This is a genomic window from Dyella terrae, assembly GCF_004322705.1.
In the GTDB taxonomy this organism is placed as follows: Bacteria; Pseudomonadota; Gammaproteobacteria; order Xanthomonadales; family Rhodanobacteraceae; genus Dyella_D; species Dyella_D terrae.
On record NZ_SIZZ01000001.1, the window covers coordinates 636,028 to 656,466 of the forward strand.

Here is a 20,439-nt window from a genome sequence, read left to right on the forward strand (position 1 = left end):
AAACGCAGGGCGACTCAGGCGTCCACGACGCTGCTGTCGATCCACTTCGGTATGTACGTGCTCGTGTACGTAGACATCCAGTCGAACAGGGCCGCCATGTCATCGCCGAACCAGATGGCATCGCGCTGTTCGGCGCGCACGAAGCTCTCCTGCACCATGTGATCCATCATCGTACGCAGTTGGCGGTAGTAGCCGCGCGAATCGAAGAAGGCGCAGGGGTACTGGTGCAGGCCCAACTGCGCCCACGTCAGCATTTCGAACATTTCGTCCATGGTGCCAAAGCCACCGGGCAGGGCGACGAAGGCGTCCGATAGTTCGAACATGCGCGTCTTGCGCTGATGCATGGTTTCCACCACATGCATTTCCGTGAGGCCCGGATGAGCTACTTCGCGCTCCACCAGCTGGCGCGGGATCACCCCGACAACCTTGCCGCCGGCCTCGAGCACGGCATCAGCCACCGTTCCCATCAAGCCGACTTTGCCGCCGCCATAGACCAGGGTGATGCCACGTCGCGCCATTTCAGTACCGAAGGCGCGCGCTTGTTCGACGTATTCGGGATGGCGGCCGGAGCTTGAGCCGCAGTAGACGCAAAGTGCAGTGACTTGGGGCATGAGAGTTTGAATGGAATGAGAGGAAGGGAGCGTTGGCGGGCAGCTGACGAAGTCGTGATGGCGCGGGCTTGGCGCCCGCAAGGTTTTGCATCGGTGTGGCCCAAAACAAAACGGTCCGCCCATGTCGCCACGAGCGGACCGCTGAGTGGATCTACAAGGGCTTAGTTGCCCTTGTGGATCGCGCGCTTGTCGACCGACAGCGCGGCTTCGTGCACGGCTTCCGACAGCGTCGGGTGCGCATGGACGATGCGGGCGAGGTCTTCGGCGGAGCCCTTGAACTCCATCGTGACGACGGCTTCGGCGATCAGCTCGGACACGCCCGGGCCCACCATGTGCACGCCAAGCAGGCGATCGGTGTCGGCATGGGCAAGCATCTTCACCTGGCCAATGGCCTCGTTCATGGCCACGGCGCGGCCGATGGCGGCGAACGGGAAGGTGCCGACCTTGTACGGGATACCGGCGTCCTTCAGTTCCTTCTCGGTCTTGCCGGCCCAGGCGATTTCCGGTTCGGTATAGATCACCCACGGAATGGTGTCGTAGTTGATGTGACCGGCCTTGCCGGCGATCCACTCGGCCACGGCCACGCCTTCTTCGGAACCCTTGTGCGCGAGCATCGGGCCGCGCACGGCGTCACCGATGGCCCACACACCGTCGACGCCGGTGTGGTTGTGCGCGTCGACAACGATGCGACCGCGCTCGTCGAGCTTCACGCCCGAGTCGTCGGCCAGCAGACCGGCGGTGAAGGCGCGACGGCCCACAGCGACCAGCAGCTTGTCGACGGTGAGCTCGTGGCTGCCGTCCTTGTCTTCGTACGTCAGGGCGACTTCGTTCTTCTTCACCTCGGCCTTGGTCAGCTTGGCGCCGAGCTTGATGGCCAGGCCCTGCTTGCCGAATTCCTTGAAGGCGATCTTGGCGACGTCGGCGTCGGCCACGGACAGGAAGTCCGGCAGCGCTTCGAGAATGGTGACATCCGCACCCAGGCGGTTCCACACGCTGCCCAGCTCCAGGCCGATCACGCCGGCACCGATCACGCCCAGGCGCTTCGGCACGTCGGCGAAATCGAGCGCGCCAGCGTTGTCGACGATGAACTTGCCGTCGAACTTGGCGAACGGCAGCTCGATCGGCACGGAGCCCGAAGCGAGGATGACATTGGTTGCGGTGATGGTCTGCTTGTTGCCGTCATTGCCGGTGATTTCCACCGACTTGGCTTCGCCGGCCTTGCCGCCGAGCAGCTTGCCGGTGCCGTAGTAGGCGGTGACCTTGTTGGCCTTGAACAGCTGACCGATGCCGCCGGTGAACTGCTTGACGATCTTGTCCTTGCGGCCAATGAACGTCGCAACGTCGATCTTCGGGTTGTCGGCGCTGATGCCGTGGACCGCGAAGTTGTGGGTCAGGTTGTGGAACTGCTTGGACGAATCCAGCAGCGCCTTGGACGGAATGCAGCCCACGTTGAGGCAGGTACCGCCAAGCGCCTGCTTGCCGTCCTTGCCGGTGAAGGCGTCGATACAGGCGGTCTTCAGGCCCAGCTGCGCGGCGCGGATCGCGGCCACGTAACCGGCAGGGCCGGCGCCGATGACGATGACGTCGAAGTTGTCAGACATGTGCATTCCCAGGAAATCGGAAAACGTGAGAAAAATCGGATACGAATGCTAGATGGTGGGCGGGAAGGGCCATTGCAAGCCACTTCCCGTCGACCGGGGCGCGCGCGTGACGCACCCCTTCGGCCATTAGATGCCGAGCAGCATGCGCTGCGGGTTCTCGAGCTGGTTCTTGATATCGACCAGGAAGAGCACCGCGTCCTTGCCGTCGATGATGCGGTGGTCGTAGCTCAACGCCAGATACATCATGGGCGCGGCGATGACCTGGCCGTTCTCGACGATGGCGCGTTCCTTGATGGCATGCATGCCAAGGATGGCGCTCTGCGGCGGGTTCACGATCGGGGTCGACAGCAGCGAACCGAAGGTGCCGCCGTTGGTGATGGTGAAGGTGCCGCCCTGCAGATCGTCCAGGCCCAGCTTGCCGTCACGCGCCTTCTTGGCGTAATCGACGATGCCGCGCTCGACGTCGGCGAAGGACATGTCCTGCACGCTGCGCAGGACGGGGGTCACCAGGCCCTTGTCGGTCGAGACCGCAATCGAGATGTCCTGGTAGCCGTGATAGACGATGTCGTTGCCGTCGACCGAGGCGTTGACGACCGGGTGGCGCTTCAGCGCCTCGGCAGCCGCCTTCACGAAGAAGCTCATGAAGCCCAGCTTGACGCCATTGGCCTTCTCGAACGACTCGCCCAGGGCCTTACGCATCTTGACCACTTCGGCCAGGTTCACTTCGTTGAACGAGGTGAGCATGGCGATGGAGTTCTTCGACTGCATCAGGCGTTCGGCGATGCGGGCGCGGATGCGGGTCATCGGCACGCGCTCTTCCGGACGCGAGCCCGGGGTCGGCTTGACCGCCGGAGCTGCGGCAGCAGGAGCCGCGGCCGGGGCGCCACCCTTGCCGTAATTGACCAGGTCTTCCTTGGTGACGCGGCCGTCGCGACCGGTACCGGCCACCTTGGACGGGTCGATGTTCTGCTCGGTGGCCACGCGCAGGCCGGCCGGCGAGAGGTCTTCGGTGCCCTTGCCGGCAGCCTTCGGGGCTTCGGCGGCAGCAGCCGGGGCAGCGGCCGGCGCAGCAGCGGCCGGAGCCGGTGCAGCAGCCACGGCGCCTTCCTCGATCACGGCGATGACCTGCTGGCTGGTCACGGTGTCGCCCGACTGGAACTTGATTTCCTTCAGGACGCCATCGACCGGAGCCGGCACTTCGAGCACGACCTTGTCGGTTTCGAGGTCGACCAGGTTTTCATCACGCTTGACGGCCTCGCCAGCCTTTTTGTGCCAGGTGGCGATGGTGGCGTCGGAAACCGACTCGGGCAGGACGGGGACTTTGACTTCGATGGACATGTGGTTTCCTTCGGACCTTATTCCGCAGCGTGGTCGGTGCCGATCGGCGCGACCAGCGCCTGCTCGACGAGCGCCGCCTGTTCAGCGACATGAGTATTGAGATGGCCGGCAGCCGGGGCGGGCGAGCGCGCGCGACCAGCGTACGACAGGCTCTGCTTGGCGTTGATGCACGCCTGCAGGTGATGACGGATCTGGAACCACGCGCCCTGGTTCATCGGCTCTTCCTGGCACCAGATCACTTCCTTGGCGGAAGGATACTTTTCCAGTTCGGCCGTGACCTGCGGACGCGGGAACGGATACAGCTGCTCGACGCGCACGATGGCGACGTCGTTGATGCCACGCTTCTCCGACTCTTCCAGCAGGTCGTAATAGACCTTGCCCGAGCACAGCACGACGCGCTTGACCTTCTTGGCCGGCAGGTCGCGATGCTCGCCGATCACCAGCTGGAAGCTGCCCGTGGCCAGCTCGTCCAGCGTCGACACCGCCAGCTTGTGGCGCAGCAGCGACTTGGGCGTCATCACGATCAGCGGCTTGCGCACCGGGCGCACCATTTGGCGGCGGATCATGTGATACGCCTGGGCCGGCGTGGTGGGCACGCAGACCTGCATGTTGTCCAGCGCGCACAGCTGCAGGAAGCGTTCTAGGCGGGCGGAGGAATGCTCCGGGCCCTGGCCTTCGTAGCCGTGCGGCAGGAACAGCGCCAGGCCGCACAAGCGGTTCCACTTCGCTTCGCCGGAGCTGATGAACTGATCGATCACCACCTGGGCACCGTTGGCGAAGTCGCCGAACTGGCCTTCCCAGATGTGCAGGGTGAACGGATCGGTGGTCGAGCTGCCGTATTCGAAGGCCATGACGGCTTCTTCGCTTAGCAGCGAGTCGATCACTTCCACGTCGGCCGAGGCGCGCACGCTGGTGAGCGGCATGAAGGTGTGGCCGTCCTTCTGGTCATGCAGCACGGCATGACGATGGAAGAACGTGCCGCGACCGACGTCCTGGCCGACCAGGCGCAGGTTGTAGTTCTCGTCGATCAGCGTGGCGTAGGCGAGGTTTTCGGCGAAACCCCAGTCACCCGGCTGTTCGCCTGCGGCCATCTTGCGGCGATCGTCGTAGATCTTGGACACGCGCGACTGCAGCGTAATGTCCTTGGGCAGATCAAGGATCTTGTTGGCCAGCTCGACCAGCTTGGCCTTCGGCACGCCGGTGTCCGTGGCCATGGACAGCTTGCCGCCCATGAAACGGTTCCAGTCGACCTCGATGTCCTTGACCAGCGCGGTGGTCAGCTCGGTCATCGACGCGCCAGCTTCCAGGCGCGAACGGTACTCGTCGAGCATCTTCTGGCCGTCGCCGTCGGCGATCACGCCTTCCTTGACCATCTGCTGCGCGTACAGGTCGCGCGTGGTCGGGCGGGCGCGGATGATCTGGTACATCACCGGCTGCGTCGCCGACGGTTCGTCGGCTTCGTTATGGCCGTGGCGGCGATAGCACACCAGGTCCAGCACGACGTCCTTGCGGAACTGCTTGCGGAAGTCGTACGCCAGGCGCGTGGCCTGGATGACGGCTTCCGGATCGTCGCCATTCACGTGGAAGACCGGCGCGTTGACCATCTTGGCCAGGTCGGTGCAGTACAGCGTGGAACGGGCGTCCTGCGGATTGGAGGTGGTGAAGCCCACCTGGTTGTTCACCACGATGTGCAGGCTGCCGCCGGTCTTGAAACCGCGCGCCTGCGACATGTTGAACAACTCCATGTTGACGCCCTGGCCCGCGAGGGCGGCGTCACCGTGCACCAGCACGGCCATGGACTGCTTGCGTTCCGTGTCGCGGCGACGGGTCTGGCGCGAATGCACCGACCCGGCCACCACCGGGTTGACGATTTCCAGGTGCGACGGGTTGAAGGCCAGCGCCACGTGCACGCCGCCGTTGGGCGTCTTGACGTCGGCGGAGAAGCCCATGTGGTACTTCACGTCGCCCGAGTGGGCCGGGTCATCCGGATGGTCGAACTTGCCCTCAAACTCGTTGAACAGGGTCTTCGGCGGCTTGCCGAGGATGTTCACGAGCATGTTGAGGCGGCCACGGTGGGCCATGCCGATGACCAGTTCCTTGACGCCGTTGTCGCCCGCGGCGCGGACCACGTCGTCGACCATCGGAATCAGGCTGTCGCCGCCTTCCAGCGAGAAACGCTTCTGGCCGACGTACTTGGTATGCAGGTAGCGCTCAAGGCCTTCCGCGGCCGTGAGTTCGGCCAGCACGCGCTGCTTGCCGGCCTTGTCCAGGCCCGCGCTGCCGTTGGCCTGCTCGAGGCGCGTGTAGATCCAGTTGCGCTGCTCGTGGTTGGAGATGTGCATGAACTCCACGCCGAGCGTGTTCGCATACACCTTCTTGAGGCGGGCCAGGAGCTCGCGCAGCTTCAGGCGCTGACCGCCACCGGCGTAGTTGCCGCAGTCGAACTCAGTGTCGAGGTCGGCGTCGCTGAGGCCGTGGAAGGCCAGGCCCAGATCCGGCGCGGGGAGCTTTTCGCTCAGACCCAGCGGATCGAGGTCGGCAGCCAGGTGGCCGCGCGAACGGTACGCGGTGAGGATACGCAGGACGCCAGCCTGTTTGCGGGCGTGCGCGTCATCGACGGGGCCGGCAGCGGTGGCAGCGGCGAATCGCTGCTTTTGTGCGGCCTCGATACGCGCAATGGCCGCGGAATGGGGGACATCGCCCGCCTCGCGGCCCTTGAAGGTCTCGAAGTATTGATTCCATTCGGCAGGAACCGACGAAGGGTCGGCCAGCCAGGACTCGTACTGCTGCTCGACATAATCGGCGTTGCCGCCGGCGAGTTGGGAAGAATCGAAGAACTCGCGAATCAGATTAGTGCTCACGTCACCACCGGTGAGGAAGGGAGGCTTGCAGCCACCCGACGACCAGGGAGGATGGCTGGAAAAAATCTCGTTAATTATAGCCCCGGGGTGCTGCGACGCGGCAACCCGGGGCGCCGCTTTTAGATGGGGTCAAAGTAGGAAAATTCGACCAGCCGGGTACCGACCATCGTCGTAGATCAGGGGTTTGTCGAATTTTTGATCAATCTGCGATGTAAACGACGCGTGAGCAGTCGTTCAGTTGGCAGTCGAGTCGGGCAGCGATGTGACGTGTCCGTGGCGCGGCGTCAAAGATCCAGCGGCTGCAAAACCGTGGCCCGGGCGGCCCGCTCCCAAACCTGTTCGAAGTGGCGAAGCAGGGGTGCCTGACCCGCGCGATCGCCAGCGGCCGTGCGTCCGATGGGACGGTTGGCCTCCGGCTGGAACACGAAACCGCCCTGGTCATTGAGCAGATAGGCCGAGCCATAGGCGAGGTCCAGCTCCTCCACGGGCGTGCGCACCTGGATCACGCTGGGCAGGCGCTGAGCGAGACCGATCAGGCGGTGCCCGTCGCGCAAGGCGGCATCCGGGCCATGGATCAGCAGACGGATTGATGCGCCGCGACCGGATGTGGCGAGCTGGCGCAGGGCATCGATCTCGGCCGGGGTCGCAAAAGCTTCGCCATCGAGCAACGGCTGATACATACATAGGGTGTGTCGCGCGCCCTGCAGGTTGGCAACGCGTGCGTCGGTCAGTTCCGCGCGCGTGCCGAAGGCGGACGAAGGCGTCATGGCAGGAGGGACACTATCGACCGCTCCGGCCAATGCCAGCCGCATCCCCCGATGGGGAATGCCCGCATCGTCGAAGACGCCGCCGTAAGCCTCGAACCCTTCGCGCTCATAGAAACCGATGGCGGCGACCTGCGCGTCCAGGCGCACCTCGTCCAGGCCTTGCGACCTCGCGCGGGCCACGAGTTCCCGCAGGATGGCCCGGCCGACTCCGCTGCCTCGCCAGTCCTGGCGCACGGCCATGCGGCCGATTTTCTTGAGAGGCGTCAGCCGGCCGCAGGCGATGGGGCGCCCGGCGTCGTCCCGGGCCAGGACATGGACCGAGTCGGCGTCCAGTTCATCCCATTCCAGAGATTCGGGCACGCTTTGCTCAACCACGAAGACTTCCATGCGGATATCGCGCAGCGCTTCCTGGTCGCCTTCACGCGACCAGGAGGCAGGTGCCAGATGGAAGTCCTGCAGTTTCATCGACGGCGGCCCGGCTTTTGCGCAATCAGGTGGCCGTCGTTGGCAAGCGCCAGGATCAGGCTGCGCTCGGCCGCCGTGGGCTTCTTGCCCAAACCGAATTCGCGCTGTTCGCAGAGGCGCAGAGCCAGCGCCGCGGTGGTCGGGTAGGCGTGACCGCTGACGTAGAGCACGGCCTTGTCCTTGCCGTTCGCCGCCCAGGCCATACGGGCCCAGGGGTGGCGGAGCCAGATGGCACCGCCGTCGATCAGCTTTGCCAGGCCTGCTTCGGTCAGGGGCTTGTCGGGCAGGGCCGGGATCTGAGCCGTGCGATAGCGTGTAATGAAACGTCCGAACCAGTCTTGCAGGGTCGCGTCGTCCAGCCCGGCAGCAAAGGGCAGGGCCGAGCGCAGGCGGCCCAGGGAGGCCTTGTCGATTTCGCCGGTGTGCTTGACGGGCTTGAGGTCCGGGTCGGCGTAGCGCAACTCATCGGGGAGTCGCTCAGCCAGATAATCGGCCAGGTCACCAGTGAGTTCGGCCCGCGAGGGCGCGCGCATGCCCACCGAGAAGGTCATGCAGGGGCCACCAAACGCCACGCCGTCATGCGGGACGCCCGGGGGCAGGTAAAGCATGTCGCCCGGTTCAAGCAGCCACTCATGAGTGGGCTCGAAGTGCTTGAGTTGCTTCAGTTCCACGTCGTCGCGGAAGTCAGTCGGCGCCTTCGGGTCGTCGCTGATGCCCCAGTGGCGCTGGCCCAGGCCCTGGATCAGGAACACGTCGTACTGGTCGACATGGGCGCCTACGCCGCCGCCCGGCTCCGCGTACGAAATCATGATGTCGTCCAGGCGCCAGCTCGGCAGGAACTGGAATGACTCCAGCAGGGCGGCCACGTCGGCGTCCCACTTGTCGACGTCCTGGACCAGCAGGGTCCAGTTGGCGTCCCCGGTGTGGGCGAAGTCGTCTTCGGTCAGCGGGCCGGTCTTCACGACCCAGCGGTCGCGGCGCTCGTCGTGCTTGATGAGGCGGGAGAGCGCCGATTCCTCGCAGGCCAGGCCGGCCAGGTCATTGGGCTCGATCGGCGTGACGAAGCCGGGGAAGGCGTTGCGTACCAGCAGAGGACGCTTTTGCCAGTAGTCGCGCAGGAAGGCGGCCGGGGTCATGCCGAGGGGCTGGCGGGCCGAGCCGCGGACTTCGATAGGGAGGCTGGGGGTCTTGGTCATTCCTCCATTGTAAGCGCAGCAGGGGGTTCACGGGCCTGGCTCAGGCCATCTGCTTAACACGGAAATAATGGGGAGGCATGTGTTCATGGCGACTCGTCCTTTCCATCCGGCGGCGTGGTCGTCCTAGGGTGTGGCCTTCTAGCCGTATAGATGGCCAAAAGGACGTCGCGTGAATGCCGTAGTGGTCGCTCCCGCTGTCGCTTCGCCCCTGCCGGGCGAGACGCTCTCTGCCCTGGATGCGCTGCTGCGGGGGCTTGAGCCCCATCAGTTGTACTGGGTGGCGGCACGCAGTGCCGAGCTGGCGGTGCAGGGGCCTGGCCTGCGCACGAGTCCCGTGGCGACGCACGAGCGCGTCACGGTGCTTTACGGCAGCCAGACCGGCAATGCCCGTCGCGTCGCCGAGCAACTTCGGGCGGAGCTGGAACGCTCGGGCCTGGCTGTCCGGCTGGTGCGCACCGACAGCTACGCCACCCGTGAGCTCGCCCAGGAGCGCGTGCTCTATGTCGTCATCAGCACCCAGGGCGAAGGCGAGCCACCGGACGACGCCCGTGCCTTCATCGAGTTCCTGCTGGGACGGCGGGCGCCGCGCCTGACGTCGCTGAAGTTCGGTGTGCTGGGCCTGGGGGACTCCAGCTATCCGCACTTCTGCGCCGTGGGCCAGCAGGTCGATGACCGACTCGCAGCTTTGGGCGCCCACCGGTTGCTCAATCGCGGGGAGGCGGATGTCGACGTGGCCGCCGTCGCCGCTCCCTGGCTGGAGCGTGGCGTCCAGCGCGCACGCGACGCCCTTGGCGCGACATCGCCACGCATCGCACTCGTTGCGCCGGCTGTCGCCGAAGTCGCCTGGACACCCGAGCGCCCTTATGCGGCGGCCGTGCTCGACAACCAGCGCATCGTCTCGCGGGACAGCGACCGCGACGTGCGGCATATCGAGCTGTCGCTTGAAGGGTCGGGGTTGCGCTACGAGCCGGGCGATGCGTTGGGGATCCGCCCCGTCAATCCGCCTGCCGTGGTGCGGGCATGGCTGGATGCGCTCCATCTGCATGGCGACGAACCGGTCACCGTGAACCATCGCTCGATCCCCCTGATCGAAGCGCTGACCCATGAGAAGGAAATCACGCGCCTGTCGCGCGGCTTCATCGCTTCGCATGCCACGGCGAGCCACAGCGAAGAACTGGTGGCGTGGCTGAGCCCGTCCCGCAAGGCGGATCTGGCCAACGTCCTCTCCACCTGGCAACCGCTCGATCTGCTGCGGCGCTACCCCGGTGCGTGGGACGCCGAATCACTGGTCGGTGCATTGCGCCCCCTGACGCCCCGCCTCTACTCCATTGCTTCGTCGGCCAGCGAGGTGGGCGAAGAAGTGCATCTGACGGTTGGCGTGGTCGATTACCTGTTCGAGCAGGAACGACGCGTGGGCGCTGCCAGCGCGTATCTCGCCGCGCACGACGGCGACGCGCGCGTACCCGTCTACGTGGAGCCCAACGAGCGCTTCCACCTGCCGCGCGACGAATCGCGCGACATCATCATGATCGGCGCGGGCACAGGTGTCGCGCCGTATCGCGGTTTCGTGCAGGAGCGCCGGGTGCGTGCCGCGCGAGGTCGGCAGTGGCTGATCTTCGGCAACAGGCACCGTGCGCAGGACTTCCTTTACCAGTCGGAATGGCTCGACGCCCTACGCAACGGCACGCTCACGCGACTCGATGTGGCGTTCTCGCGCGACACCGCCAGCAAGGTTTACGTGCAACACCGCATGCGCGATCACGGTGCCGATCTCTATGCATGGCTGCGCGACGGCGCGCATCTGTACGTCTGTGGTGATGCCACGCACATGGCGCCCGATGTCCATGGCGCGCTGATCGACATGGCCGTGACACACGGAGGGCTGGACGCGGAGTCGGCCGCGGCTTGGCTTTCCCAGTTGATGAAGGAAGGGCGCTACGCCCGGGACGTGTACTGATGAGCAGCCATCCGGATATCGAACAGATCAAGGCGAAAAGCCGTCACCTTCGCGGCACCATTGCCGAAGGCTTGCGCGATCTGTTGACGGGATCGATCAGTGACGACGATGGAAAGCTGCTCAAGTTCCATGGCAGCTATCAGCAGGACGATCGCGACCTGCGCGAGGAGCGGCGCAGGCAGAAGCTGGAGCCAGCCTACAGTTTCATGCTGCGCGCGCGGCTGCCAGGCGGCGTGGTATCGCCGGCGCAATGGCTGGAGTTCGATCGCCTTGCACGTGAATATGCCAGCGGCAGCTTGCGCATCACGACGCGCCAGACATTCCAGTGGCACGGCATCATCAAGGAACGCCTGAAGCCCACGATCTCCGCCATCCATGACGCGCTGGCATCCACCATTGCCGCCTGCGGCGACGTGGTACGCAACGTCGTGAGCACGCCCAATCCGGTGCAGTCGGAAGCGCACGCCGAGGCCTATGCCTGGGCGGCCCGTCTTTCCGATGATCTGGCGCCAACCACGCGGGCGTATCACGAGATATGGCTGGACGGCGAGCCCCTGATCGAGGAGCCGGAGGTCGAGCCGCTGTACGGACAGACCTACCTGCCGCGCAAGTTCAAGATCGGCCTGGCGATTCCGCCACTCAACGACATCGACGTGTTCGCCCAGGATCTCGGCTTGATTGCCATCGTCGACCAGGGGCGTCTGGAGGGCTTCGACGTCGCCGTCGGTGGTGGCATGGGAGCAACGCATGGCGACGCGACCACGTATCCCCGATTGGCCAGCGTCGTCGGCTTCGTGACACCGGATCAGTTGCTTGCGACGGCAGAAGCCATCGTGTCCGTGCAGCGCGACTGGGGCAATCGCAAGGAGCGCAAGCACGCGCGCCTGAAATACACCCTGGATCATCGTGGCGTCGATGCTTTCGTCGATGAGATCGAGGCGCGCCTTGGCTTCGCGCTCGCGCCGGCTCGCGGCGCACATTTCGATCACAACGGCGATCGCTATGGCTGGATCGAAGGCTCTGATGGTCTGTGGCATTTGACGCTGCAGATCGAAGCCGGTCGCCTGGCCGACAACGGCCCGCACCGCTGGCTCACGGGCTTGCGCGAGATTGCCAGGGTGCACACGGGCGACTTTCGCCTGACCTGCAACCAGAACGTTATTGTTGCCAACGTGCGTGCCGATGATCGACAGCGCATCGATGCATTAGTGCACGAGTACCGCCTCGACGCGTACCTCCGTGGTTCCGCCATCCGCCGTCATGCCGTCGCCTGCGTTGCCCTTCCGACGTGCGGGCTGGCGATGGCCGAGGCCGAGCGTTATCTGCCGACGTTCCTTGGTCGCGTCGAGGGCTTGCTTGGTGCGCACGGGCTAACCGACGCGCCCATCCTGCTTAGGCTCTCCGGTTGCCCCAATGGCTGTTCGCGTCCCTACCTGGGTGAAATCGCCCTGGTAGGGCGCGGGCCAGGTCGCTACGACCTTCGACTGGCCGCCGACTTCAGCGGGCAGCGCCTCAATCGCATCTATCGCGAAAACATCGACGAAGAGGCCATCCTTGCCGCGCTGGATCCGCTGCTGGCGCGATATGCCAGTGAGCGTGGCGCGGGCGAGCACTTCGGCGACTTCCTGCTGCGCTCGCGTGTGTTTGACGTTGCGCACCCGGCGGAGGTGGGCGCATGAACCGCGCAACGCTGGATAAAGCGCTGCACGATGAACGGGCCCTGATGGCGCTCAATGCGTGGTTGGGTGCGCGAACCGCCGAAGAGCGCGTGGGCTGGGCGCTGGAGCATGCGCCCGGTGGCCACGCGCTCACGTCCAGCTTCGGGGCGCAGGCGGCGGTCTCCCTCCATCTGTTGAATCAACTAAGACCCCATGTTCCCGTCATCCTGATCGATACGGGGTACCTGTTTCCCGAGACGTATCGCTTTATCGATGAGCTGTCGGGCCGGCTCGACCTGAACTTGCGCGTCTTCAGCGAGACGGTCAGTCCGGCCTGGATGGAGGCCCGCCACGGCGCGCTTTGGGAAGAAGGCGTGGAAGGCATCGATCGCTACAACCAACTGCGCAAGGTCGAGCCCATGCGCCGTGCGCTGGGCGAGTTGGGTATCCAGACCTGGTTCGCCGGCCTGCGGCGCGGACAGTCCGATTCCCGTGCCCGCATCGACTTCATCGAACGACGCGGCGCGCGCTGGAAGTTCCATCCGATTGCTGACTGGACCGACCGCGATGTCGGCCTCTATCTGCAGCGGCATCGCCTTCCGTATCACCCCCTGTGGCACCAGGGCTATCTCTCCATCGGCGACACGCACACGACGCGGCGCTGGGAGCCCGGCATGGACCCGCAGGAAACACGCTTCTTCGGCCTCAAACGCGAATGCGGGCTGCACGATCGCGTTTGAAGCTGCCACTGCCACCCCGATCGACCACAAGAAAGCCCCCATGAGCCAGAATGCGCTTGCTTCACTTGATCCGGATATCGAGTCACCGTTTCCCACCTTGATCGCTCCGCACGGCGGCGTGTTGAAAGAGCGATACGTCGCCGCCGATGAGGCGGAGCGACTGCGGCACCATAGTGCCAACCTGCTTGCCATCGACCTTGGTACGCGTCAGCTGTGTGATCTCGAACTCATCCTCAACGGCGCCTTCTCGCCGCTCGAAGGGTTTCTCGTGCAGCGGGATTACGACCGCGTCGTTTCCGAACTGCGTCTGGCTGACGGCACGCTCTGGCCGGTCCCGATCACGCTGGACGTGAGCGAGGACCTGGCAGCACGCGTCAAGCCGGGCGACGAGGTCGCGCTGCGCGATTCGCAGGGCGTGCCGCTTGCGATCCTTGATGTCGAAGACATCTGGCGGCCGGATCTCGAGCAAGAGGCCCAACAGGTCTTCGGCACGCTGGACACCACGCATCCCGGCGTTGCCGAGCTTTTGTTGCGGACGCGACCGGTCTATGTGGGCGGACGCGTGCGTGGCATCCAGGCGCCGGTGCACTACGACTTCGCCGAACTACGCGATTCGCCGCGTAGCTTGCGCGAATGGTTTGTCGAACGCGGCTGGCGTCGCATCGTGGCCTTCCAGACGCGTAATCCCATGCATCGCGCACACCGCGAACTCACGCTGCGCGCGGCACAGAAAGTGGGTGCAAACCTGCTGATCCAGCCCTCGGTGGGGCGTACGCGGCCGGGCGATGTCGATCACTACACCCGCGTGCGCTGCTATCGCGCCCTGTTGCCACAGTATCCGAACGGCAGTGCGCACCTTTCACTGCTGCCGCTGGCCATGCGCATGGGCGGCCCGCGTGAGGCGGTATGGCATGCCATCATCCGCAAGAACTACGGTGCGACGCATTTCATCGTCGGCCGCGATCACGCCGGCCCCGGCAAGGACGCCCGTGGCCAGCCGTTCTATGGCCCGTTCGACGCGCAACACCTGCTTGAGCGTTACCAGCATGAGTTGGGCATTGAAGTCGTGCCGTTCCCAGTCATGGTGTACGCCGCCAATCGCGACACTTATGTGCCCGCCACGGAGGTCGCGGCCGACGACGATGTTCGCGATATTTCCGGTACGCAGCTGCGCCAGCATCTCCATGAGGGCAGTGACATACCGGAGTGGTTCAGCTTCCCGGAAGTGGTGCGCATCTTGCGCGAGCGCCATCCCGCGCAGGCGCCTCGTGGTTTCGCCGTGTTGTTCACTGGCCTGTCGGGGGCAGGTAAGTCGACCATAGCGCAGGCGCTGGTGGCCCGCTTGCTTGAACACACGAGCCGGGCTGTGACCGTCCTTGACGGCGACGAAGTGCGAAAGCACCTGTCCAAAGGCCTCGGTTTTTCGCGCGAGGATCGCGCCGCCAATGTCACGCGGATCGGCTTTGTCGCCAGCGAAATCGTGCGTCACGGCGGCGTGGCCATCTGCGCGCCGATCGCGCCGTATGCCGACGCGCGTGCCGAAGCGCGTGCCCTGGTCGAAGCCCACGGCGACTTCGTGGAGATCCACGTGTCGACAGCGCTTGAGGTTTGCGAGTCACGCGATCGCAAAGGGCTGTATGCCCAGGCGCGCGCCGGCAAGATCGGTCATTTCACGGGGATCAGCGACCCGTACGAAGTGCCCGAACGCCCGGAGCTCCGGGTGGACGGCAACGGCGCCGAACCTGGTGTGCTGGCCGGTCACATCCTCGACTATCTGAAGCGGCGCGGCTTGCTGGAATAACGGCAAAAGGGAGGCAGGGCGCGTTGCCTGCCTCCCGAAGAACTACGCGCTCAGGCGTTCACGCCAATGGGGCACCGCAGGCCACGTGGTCGGTGCCTGGCCGTTGCCGCCGAGCAGGCGGCTGACGGCGCGGCGTTCCAGGTGCGGCGCAAACGTGGCGATGAATTCCAGCGTGAACTCCCGCAGCACGCTTTCCTTGCGCAGCACGATCCAGGTAGTGCATGGCGCGAAGAGATGATCGGCCGGAAGGCGGCGAAGCTCGGGCTCATCCGCCTGCTGGCAGGCCATCTCGGCGAGGATGCCCACGCCCAGCCCGGTGCGCACGTAGGTCTTGATGAGATCGGCATCGCTGGCGGTCAGCGCGATATGCGGCTGCAGATTGGCGGCATGGAAGGCGTGGGTCAGTGACGAGGTGGGCTTGAGCGAGGATTCGTAACTGATCAGCGGATGCGCCGCCAGCTCGTCGAGCGTGGGCGGACGGCCAAGCGCCGCCAGCGGATGCTCGTTCGGGACCAGCACCACGCGCTGCCAGCGATAGGCGGGCAGGGCTATGCCGTGGCCCGGCGGCGTCGTACCGGTTGCACTGACGATGGCCAGATCAACATGGCCGCCCTCCAGCAAGTTCATCACCTCCGCATCCGCCGCCGGTTGAAGGTGCACGCTCACCTCCGGGTATTGCCGGCTGAGCGAGGCCACGGCCGGGGGCAACGCGAAGCGGGCCTGCGTGTGAGTCGTGGCGATGCGCAAGGTGCCGCGCGACTCATTGCGCAGGTTGGCGGCGATGGATCGGATATTGGTGGCTTCGGCCAGGATGCTGCGCGCACGTTCGAGCACGTGGGTGCCAGCATGCGTGATGGAGTCCAGGCTGCGGCCCTTGCGATGGAAAAGCTGGAAGCCAAGCTCGTCCTCTAGCTGCTTGAGCAGTTTGCTCAGGCCGGGTTGAGTGGCATGCACGCGCTCGGCGGCCAGGGTGATATTGAGGCCGGCATCGGCAATGGCAACCAGGTAACGCAACTGCGTGAGCGTCATCGAACGGAACTCCTAGGCGGCTTCGGCACGCCTGCACGGTTCCCTTCGGAAGCTACGGCAGGCTCAGTCGTCGGTCGGAACGGCTGGCGGGATTCGACATCGCGCGGGACACGCACCCGTCACCGGAAGGCCGGTCGAGGGGTGGGCTGGCGTGGCAGATGCAATGCTCATTTAGACGTCTATACATCCATTTAATGACTGCGTCAACGATTCATGTCAAAGGGTCGGTGTTGTCAGGGGGCTGCATATAACCCCTTCGCATATCACAGCGTCTACATTTCATTTGCGATGCCGTGGATTGGCGTCCTAGCTTGCGGACACAAGCCCGGCCGCTCATGGCCGGGCGCGAGTCGAGGCGAAGCATTCGCGATGGCAGGCAGGTTGTTCCCCCTTTTTGCCCGGCTGGAAGGGCGTCAGGTCCTGGTGATCGGCGGCGGTCCCGTAGCCGAGCGCAAGGTGCGCCTCTTGCTTGAGTCCAACGCGGCTGTGACGGTAGGGGCGCCCGTCATAGCGCCCGGCCTGCAAAGGCTCCATGCGGAGGGCCGGCTCACATGGTTGGAAGGTGACTACGCCGAATACTGGCTTGATGAGCCGTGGCTGGTTATTGCGGCCACCGACAATCGCAAACTCAACCAGCGAATCGCCGACGGGGCGGCATCGCGCCAGTTGTTCGTCAATGTGGTGGATGACGCAGAGCTTTCGAGCTTCCAGGTGCCGGCGATCGTCGATCGCTCGCCCGTGCAGGTGGCCATTTCCAGCGGGGGTGTTGCCCCCATGGTGTCCCGTCGCGTGCGGGAGCGGCTGGAAGCGCTGTTGGAACCTCAGCTAGGCGCCCTTGGCCAGCTCATCGGCGACATGCGGGATCGCATTCGCGCGCAGCTCCCCGATCTTTCGGCGCGTCGGACCTGGTTCGACCGATTGTTGGATGGCCCGGTATGGCGACTCTTGCGCCGCGGCCAGCCTGCGCTGGCCCATGCGGAAGCCGAGCGACTGCTGGAGGGGGCCGACGATTTGCGCAGGGGCAGCGTCGTCCTGGTGGGCGCCGGTGCGGGCGATGCGGATCTGCTGACCCTTCGCGGCCTTCGCGCGCTCAACGAGGCCGATGTGATCCTGCATGATCGCCTCGTCAGCAGCGAGGTGCTTGCCCTGGCGCGACGCGATGCCGAGCGCATCGACGTCGGTAAACAGGCGGGACATCACCATGCCACCCAGGCCTACATTCATGCCCTGATGCTTGCGCATGCGCAGGCAGGTCGACGCGTCGTGCGGCTGAAGGGCGGTGACCCCTTCATCTTTGGGCGAGGCGGCGAGGAGCTGCAATTCCTGCGCTCCCATGGCATTCCCTACGAAGTGGTTCCGGGCATCACGGCTGCGCTGGCCTGCGCGGCCTATGCGGGCATTCCACTGACCCATCGCGAACACGCCCGCTCGGTACGCCTGATCACCGCGCATTGCCGCGAATCGGCGAACGAGCTCGACTGGGCTTCGCTGGCCCGCGAGCGAGAGACCCTGGCCGTCTATATGGGCGTCGCCGAACTCCCTGTGCTGACTCAGCAGTTGCTGATCCATGGCCGTGCGCCTGAGACGCCCTTCGCCTTGATTGAGAACGGCGGGCGGTCATCGCAACGCGTCGTTGCCGGGCCACTGTCTCAGCTACCGCTTCTGGCCGAGGCCCATCGGGTGACCTCGCCGGCCTTGCTGATCCTGGGGGAGGTGGCGGCGCTGGCACGGGAGCTGGCTTGGTATGGCGCGTTGCCGCTGGCCGATCAGGCGACCTGTGACAGGGCTGAGCCGGTCCCAAAGCGTATGCACTTCGCTTGACACAATTTTCTACCCGACATGGTGCACCATCGCCGGTGCCGCCCAGCCATCCTTCGCATCGGAGCCGTCCATGATCTACAACAGCATCGTCGACACCATCGGCAACACCCCCGTCGTCAAACTGCATCGCCTGGCCCCCAGCCATGTCGATCTGTACGTGAAGGTGGAGGCGTTCAATCCCGCCGGTTCGGTGAAGGATCGCCTGGCCCTGGCGATCATCCTCGACGCCGAACAGAAGGGCACGCTCAAGCCCGGCCAGACCGTTATCGAGGCTACTTCCGGCAATACCGGTGTAGCGCTCGCGGCGGTGTGCGCGGCCCGCGGCTATCCCTTTGTGGCCGTGATGACCGAAACCTTCTCGATCGAGCGGCGCAAGCTGATTCGCGCTTACGGCGGCAAGGTGCTGCTCACGGCAGCGGCCGAACGCGGTTCGGGCATGGTGCGCAAAGCGGCGGAACTGGCGAAGAAGCATGGCTGGTTTCTCGCGAGCCAGTTCGAAAATCCGGCCAACCCGGCCTATCACCGGAGCACCACGGCTGCCGAAATCCTGCGCGACTTTGCGGGTCGTCGCCTCGACTACTTCGTCACGGGCTGGGGCACAGGTGGCACGCTGACCGGCGTGGGCGAAGTGCTGCGGGTAGCGCGTCCGGAGGTAAAAGTGATCGCCAGCGAACCGGCCGGCGCCTCGTTGCTGGGTGGCAAGGAGTGGCAGCCGCACAAGATCCAGGGCTGGACGCCGGACTTCGTGCCTGCCGTCCTTAATCGCGACGTCGCCAGCCGCATTCTTCCGGTGGACGACGTGGTGGCGCGCGATACCGCTCGCGAACTGGCGCAGAAGGAGGGCATCTTTGTCGGCATTTCGTCCGGCGCCACGTTGGCAGCGGCGCTGGAAGTCGCGAAGCAGGCCGAGAAGGGTTCGGTCCTGCTGGCGATGCTGCCGGATACCGGCGAGCGCTACCTCTCGACGTTCCTGTTCGAAGGTGTGAACGAGGGAAGCGACGAGGTGGAGTGAGTTCGCTCGCTGGCGCGAGCTGTTAACGGGGAACAGTAAACGGTAAGAGCATGGTCTTCGCCTTGGCTCTTACCGTTTACCGTTCGCAGGCGGCGAAGCCGCCCTCACACGCTCGCTGGCGCGAGCTGTCAACGGTGAACAGTAAACGGTAAGAGCAGGGGCCTTGCCTTGGCTCTTACCGTTCGCCGTTTACCGTTCTCAGGCGGCAAAGCCGCCCTCACACGCTTTTGGCAAGCTCCGTGGCGAGGCCGATGTAGCTGCCCGGGGTCAATGCGAGCAGGCGGTTCTTGGCGTCTTCCGGCAGGTCGAGGCCGGTGATGAACGTGCGCATCGAATCTTTCGTGATGCCCTGGCCGCGGGTCAACGCCTTGAGCTGCTCGTACGGTTCCGGCAGGCCGTAGCGACGCATGACGGTCTGGACGGCTTCGGCGAGGACTTCCCAGCTGGCGTCGAGGTCGGCGGCGAGACGATCGGGGTTGACGGTGAGCTTGCCCAGGCCCTTCTGCAGCGATTCCAGCGCGACCAGCGCGTGGCCGAACGCTGTGCCCAGCGCGCGCAGGACGGTGGAGTCGGTGAGGTCGCGCTGCCAGCGGCTGATCGGGAGCTTTTCGGCAAAGTGGCCGAGCAGGGCGTTAGCCAGTCCGAAGTTGCCTTCGGCATTTTCGAAGTCGATCGGGTTGACCTTGTGCGGCATGGTCGACGAGCCGACTTCACCGGCCTTCAACGCCTGCTTGAAATAACCCAGCGAGATGTAGCCCCAGATGTCGCGCGCCAGGTCGATCAGGATGATGTTGGCGCGGCGCATGACATCGCAGTATTCGGCCACGCCATCGTGCGGCTCGATCTGCGTCGTGTAGGCGTTGTAATCCAGGCCCAGGCCCACCACGAAACGCTGCGAGAAATCCTGCCAGTCGAGTTCGGGATAGGTGATCGCGTGCGCGTTGTAATTGCCCACGGCGCCATTGATCTTGCCCGGCACTTCAACGTGGGTGAACTGCTTGCGCTGACGCTCCAGACGCGCCACCACGTTGGCCAGTTCCTTGCCGAGCGTGCTGGGCGACGCGGTCTGGCCGTGCGTGCGCGACAGCATCGACAGGTCGGCGTAGGTATGCGCCATGTTGCGCAGGGTCAGGATCACGCGGTCGAGCGCAGGCAACAGCACGGTTTCGCGCGCATCGCGCAACATCAGCGCGTAGGACAGGTTGTTGATGTCTTCGCTGGTGCAGGCGAAATGCACGAATTCCTTGGCCTGTGCCAGCGCCGGATCGTTGCCAATGCGTTCCTTGATGAAGTACTCGACGGCCTTCACGTCGTGATTGGTGGTCGCCTCAATCGCCTTGATGCGTGCACCGTCGTCGACATTGAAGTCCGAAGCGATGGCGCGCAGGCGGGCGATCTGCTCACCCGAGAACGGCGGGAGCTCCGCGATGCCCGAATCTGCGGCCAGCGCCAGCAGCCACTCGATCTCCACGTGAACCCGGCGATGCATCAGGCCGAACTCGCTGAAGATGGGGCGCAGGGCTTCGGCCTTGCTGGCGTAGCGGCCGTCCAGGGGCGACAAGGCGGTCAGGGCGTGGGACAT

14 protein-coding genes are annotated in these 20,439 nt (G+C 65.0%); 6 read left to right on the forward strand and 8 right to left on the reverse strand.

Going from position 1 to position 20,439, the window contains the following annotated elements:
* Positions 1–14: 14 nt before the first annotated feature.
* From EYV96_RS03085 to EYV96_RS03110, 6 genes are all read right to left on the reverse strand, one after another.
* Positions 15–611 carry an LOG family protein gene (locus EYV96_RS03085; protein ID WP_131150036.1) on the reverse strand — a complete coding sequence of 199 codons (597 nt, stop codon included), beginning with the start codon at positions 609–611 and terminating at the stop codon, positions 15–17.
* 161 nt (positions 612–772) lie between these two features.
* Positions 773–2,212, reverse strand: a complete 1,440-nt coding sequence (gene lpdA, locus EYV96_RS03090; protein ID WP_131150037.1) for a dihydrolipoyl dehydrogenase — start codon at positions 2,210–2,212, stop codon at positions 773–775.
* A 126-nt stretch (positions 2,213–2,338) separates the two neighbouring features.
* Positions 2,339–3,550, reverse strand: a complete 1,212-nt coding sequence (gene odhB, locus EYV96_RS03095) for a 2-oxoglutarate dehydrogenase complex dihydrolipoyllysine-residue succinyltransferase (protein WP_131150038.1) — start codon at positions 3,548–3,550, stop codon at positions 2,339–2,341.
* Positions 3,551–3,567: 17 nt separating this feature from the next.
* Positions 3,568–6,411 (reverse strand): 2-oxoglutarate dehydrogenase E1 component, encoded by a 2,844-nt coding sequence (locus EYV96_RS03100; RefSeq protein WP_131150039.1) that lies wholly within the window; start codon positions 6,409–6,411, stop codon positions 3,568–3,570.
* 284 nt (positions 6,412–6,695) lie between these two features.
* Positions 6,696–7,643, reverse strand: coding sequence for a GNAT family N-acetyltransferase (locus EYV96_RS03105; RefSeq protein ID WP_131150040.1), 948 nt, complete (start codon positions 7,641–7,643; stop codon positions 6,696–6,698).
* On the reverse strand, positions 7,640–8,839 hold the full coding sequence (locus tag EYV96_RS03110) for a cupin domain-containing protein (protein ID WP_131150041.1): 1,200 nt from the start codon (positions 8,837–8,839) through the stop codon (positions 7,640–7,642). Before EYV96_RS03110 ends, EYV96_RS03105 begins: the two co-directional genes overlap by 4 nt.
* A gap of 169 nt (positions 8,840–9,008) precedes the next feature.
* Between EYV96_RS03110 and EYV96_RS03115 the strand changes: the two genes are divergently transcribed.
* The 4 genes from EYV96_RS03115 to EYV96_RS03130 are packed head-to-tail and all read left to right on the forward strand — an operon-like array spanning position 9,009 to position 14,995.
* Positions 9,009–10,796 (forward strand): assimilatory sulfite reductase (NADPH) flavoprotein subunit, encoded by a 1,788-nt coding sequence (locus EYV96_RS03115; protein WP_131150042.1) that lies wholly within the window; start codon positions 9,009–9,011, stop codon positions 10,794–10,796.
* Positions 10,796–12,475, forward strand: a complete 1,680-nt coding sequence (gene cysI, locus EYV96_RS03120) for an assimilatory sulfite reductase (NADPH) hemoprotein subunit (RefSeq protein WP_131150043.1) — start codon at positions 10,796–10,798, stop codon at positions 12,473–12,475. Before EYV96_RS03115 ends, cysI begins: the two co-directional genes overlap by 1 nt.
* Positions 12,472–13,194 (forward strand): phosphoadenylyl-sulfate reductase, encoded by a 723-nt coding sequence (locus EYV96_RS03125; protein WP_131150044.1) that lies wholly within the window; start codon positions 12,472–12,474, stop codon positions 13,192–13,194. Before cysI ends, EYV96_RS03125 begins: the two co-directional genes overlap by 4 nt.
* A gap of 40 nt (positions 13,195–13,234) precedes the next feature.
* A complete protein-coding gene (locus EYV96_RS03130; RefSeq protein ID WP_131150045.1) occupies positions 13,235–14,995 on the forward strand; it encodes a bifunctional sulfate adenylyltransferase/adenylylsulfate kinase in 1,761 nt (586 codons plus the stop codon).
* Positions 14,996–15,037: 42 nt separating this feature from the next.
* Here EYV96_RS03130 and EYV96_RS03135 read toward each other — a convergent pair whose 3' ends face one another.
* Positions 15,038–16,024 (reverse strand): LysR substrate-binding domain-containing protein, encoded by a 987-nt coding sequence (locus tag EYV96_RS03135; RefSeq protein WP_131150046.1) that lies wholly within the window; start codon positions 16,022–16,024, stop codon positions 15,038–15,040.
* Positions 16,025–16,393: 369 nt separating this feature from the next.
* Here EYV96_RS03135 and cysG point away from each other — a divergent pair, with 369 nt between their 5' ends.
* Together cysG and cysK are read left to right on the forward strand one after the other, a co-directional pair.
* A complete protein-coding gene (gene cysG, locus EYV96_RS03140) occupies positions 16,394–17,845 on the forward strand; it encodes a siroheme synthase CysG (protein ID WP_131150047.1) in 1,452 nt (483 codons plus the stop codon).
* A 70-nt stretch (positions 17,846–17,915) separates the two neighbouring features.
* Positions 17,916–18,857 carry a cysteine synthase A gene (gene cysK, locus EYV96_RS03145; RefSeq protein ID WP_131150048.1) on the forward strand — a complete coding sequence of 314 codons (942 nt, stop codon included), beginning with the start codon at positions 17,916–17,918 and terminating at the stop codon, positions 18,855–18,857.
* Positions 18,858–19,074: 217 nt separating this feature from the next.
* Here cysK and purB read toward each other — a convergent pair whose 3' ends face one another.
* Positions 19,075–20,439, reverse strand: coding sequence for an adenylosuccinate lyase (gene purB / locus EYV96_RS03150; RefSeq protein ID WP_131150049.1), 1,365 nt, complete (start codon positions 20,437–20,439; stop codon positions 19,075–19,077).

Coding starts and splice junctions, on each gene's coding strand:
- EYV96_RS03085 (WP_131150036.1), bottom strand. CDS start 611: ATGCCCCAAGTCACTGCACTTTGCGTCTACTGCGGCTCAAGCTCCGGC.
- lpdA (WP_131150037.1), bottom strand. CDS start 2,212: ATGTCTGACAACTTCGACGTCATCGTCATCGGCGCCGGCCCTGCCGGT.
- odhB (WP_131150038.1), bottom strand. CDS start 3,550: ATGTCCATCGAAGTCAAAGTCCCCGTCCTGCCCGAGTCGGTTTCCGAC.
- EYV96_RS03105 (WP_131150040.1), bottom strand. CDS start 7,643: ATGAAACTGCAGGACTTCCATCTGGCACCTGCCTCCTGGTCGCGTGAA.
- EYV96_RS03110 (WP_131150041.1), bottom strand. CDS start 8,839: ATGACCAAGACCCCCAGCCTCCCTATCGAAGTCCGCGGCTCGGCCCGC.
- cysI (WP_131150043.1), top strand. CDS start 10,796: ATGAGCAGCCATCCGGATATCGAACAGATCAAGGCGAAAAGCCGTCAC.
- EYV96_RS03125 (WP_131150044.1), top strand. CDS start 12,472: ATGAACCGCGCAACGCTGGATAAAGCGCTGCACGATGAACGGGCCCTG.
- EYV96_RS03130 (WP_131150045.1), top strand. CDS start 13,235: ATGAGCCAGAATGCGCTTGCTTCACTTGATCCGGATATCGAGTCACCG.
- EYV96_RS03135 (WP_131150046.1), bottom strand. CDS start 16,024: ATGACGCTCACGCAGTTGCGTTACCTGGTTGCCATTGCCGATGCCGGC.
- cysG (WP_131150047.1), top strand. CDS start 16,394: ATGGCAGGCAGGTTGTTCCCCCTTTTTGCCCGGCTGGAAGGGCGTCAG.
- cysK (WP_131150048.1), top strand. CDS start 17,916: ATGATCTACAACAGCATCGTCGACACCATCGGCAACACCCCCGTCGTC.
- purB (WP_131150049.1), bottom strand. CDS start 20,439: ATGTCCCACGCCCTGACCGCCTTGTCGCCCCTGGACGGCCGCTACGCC.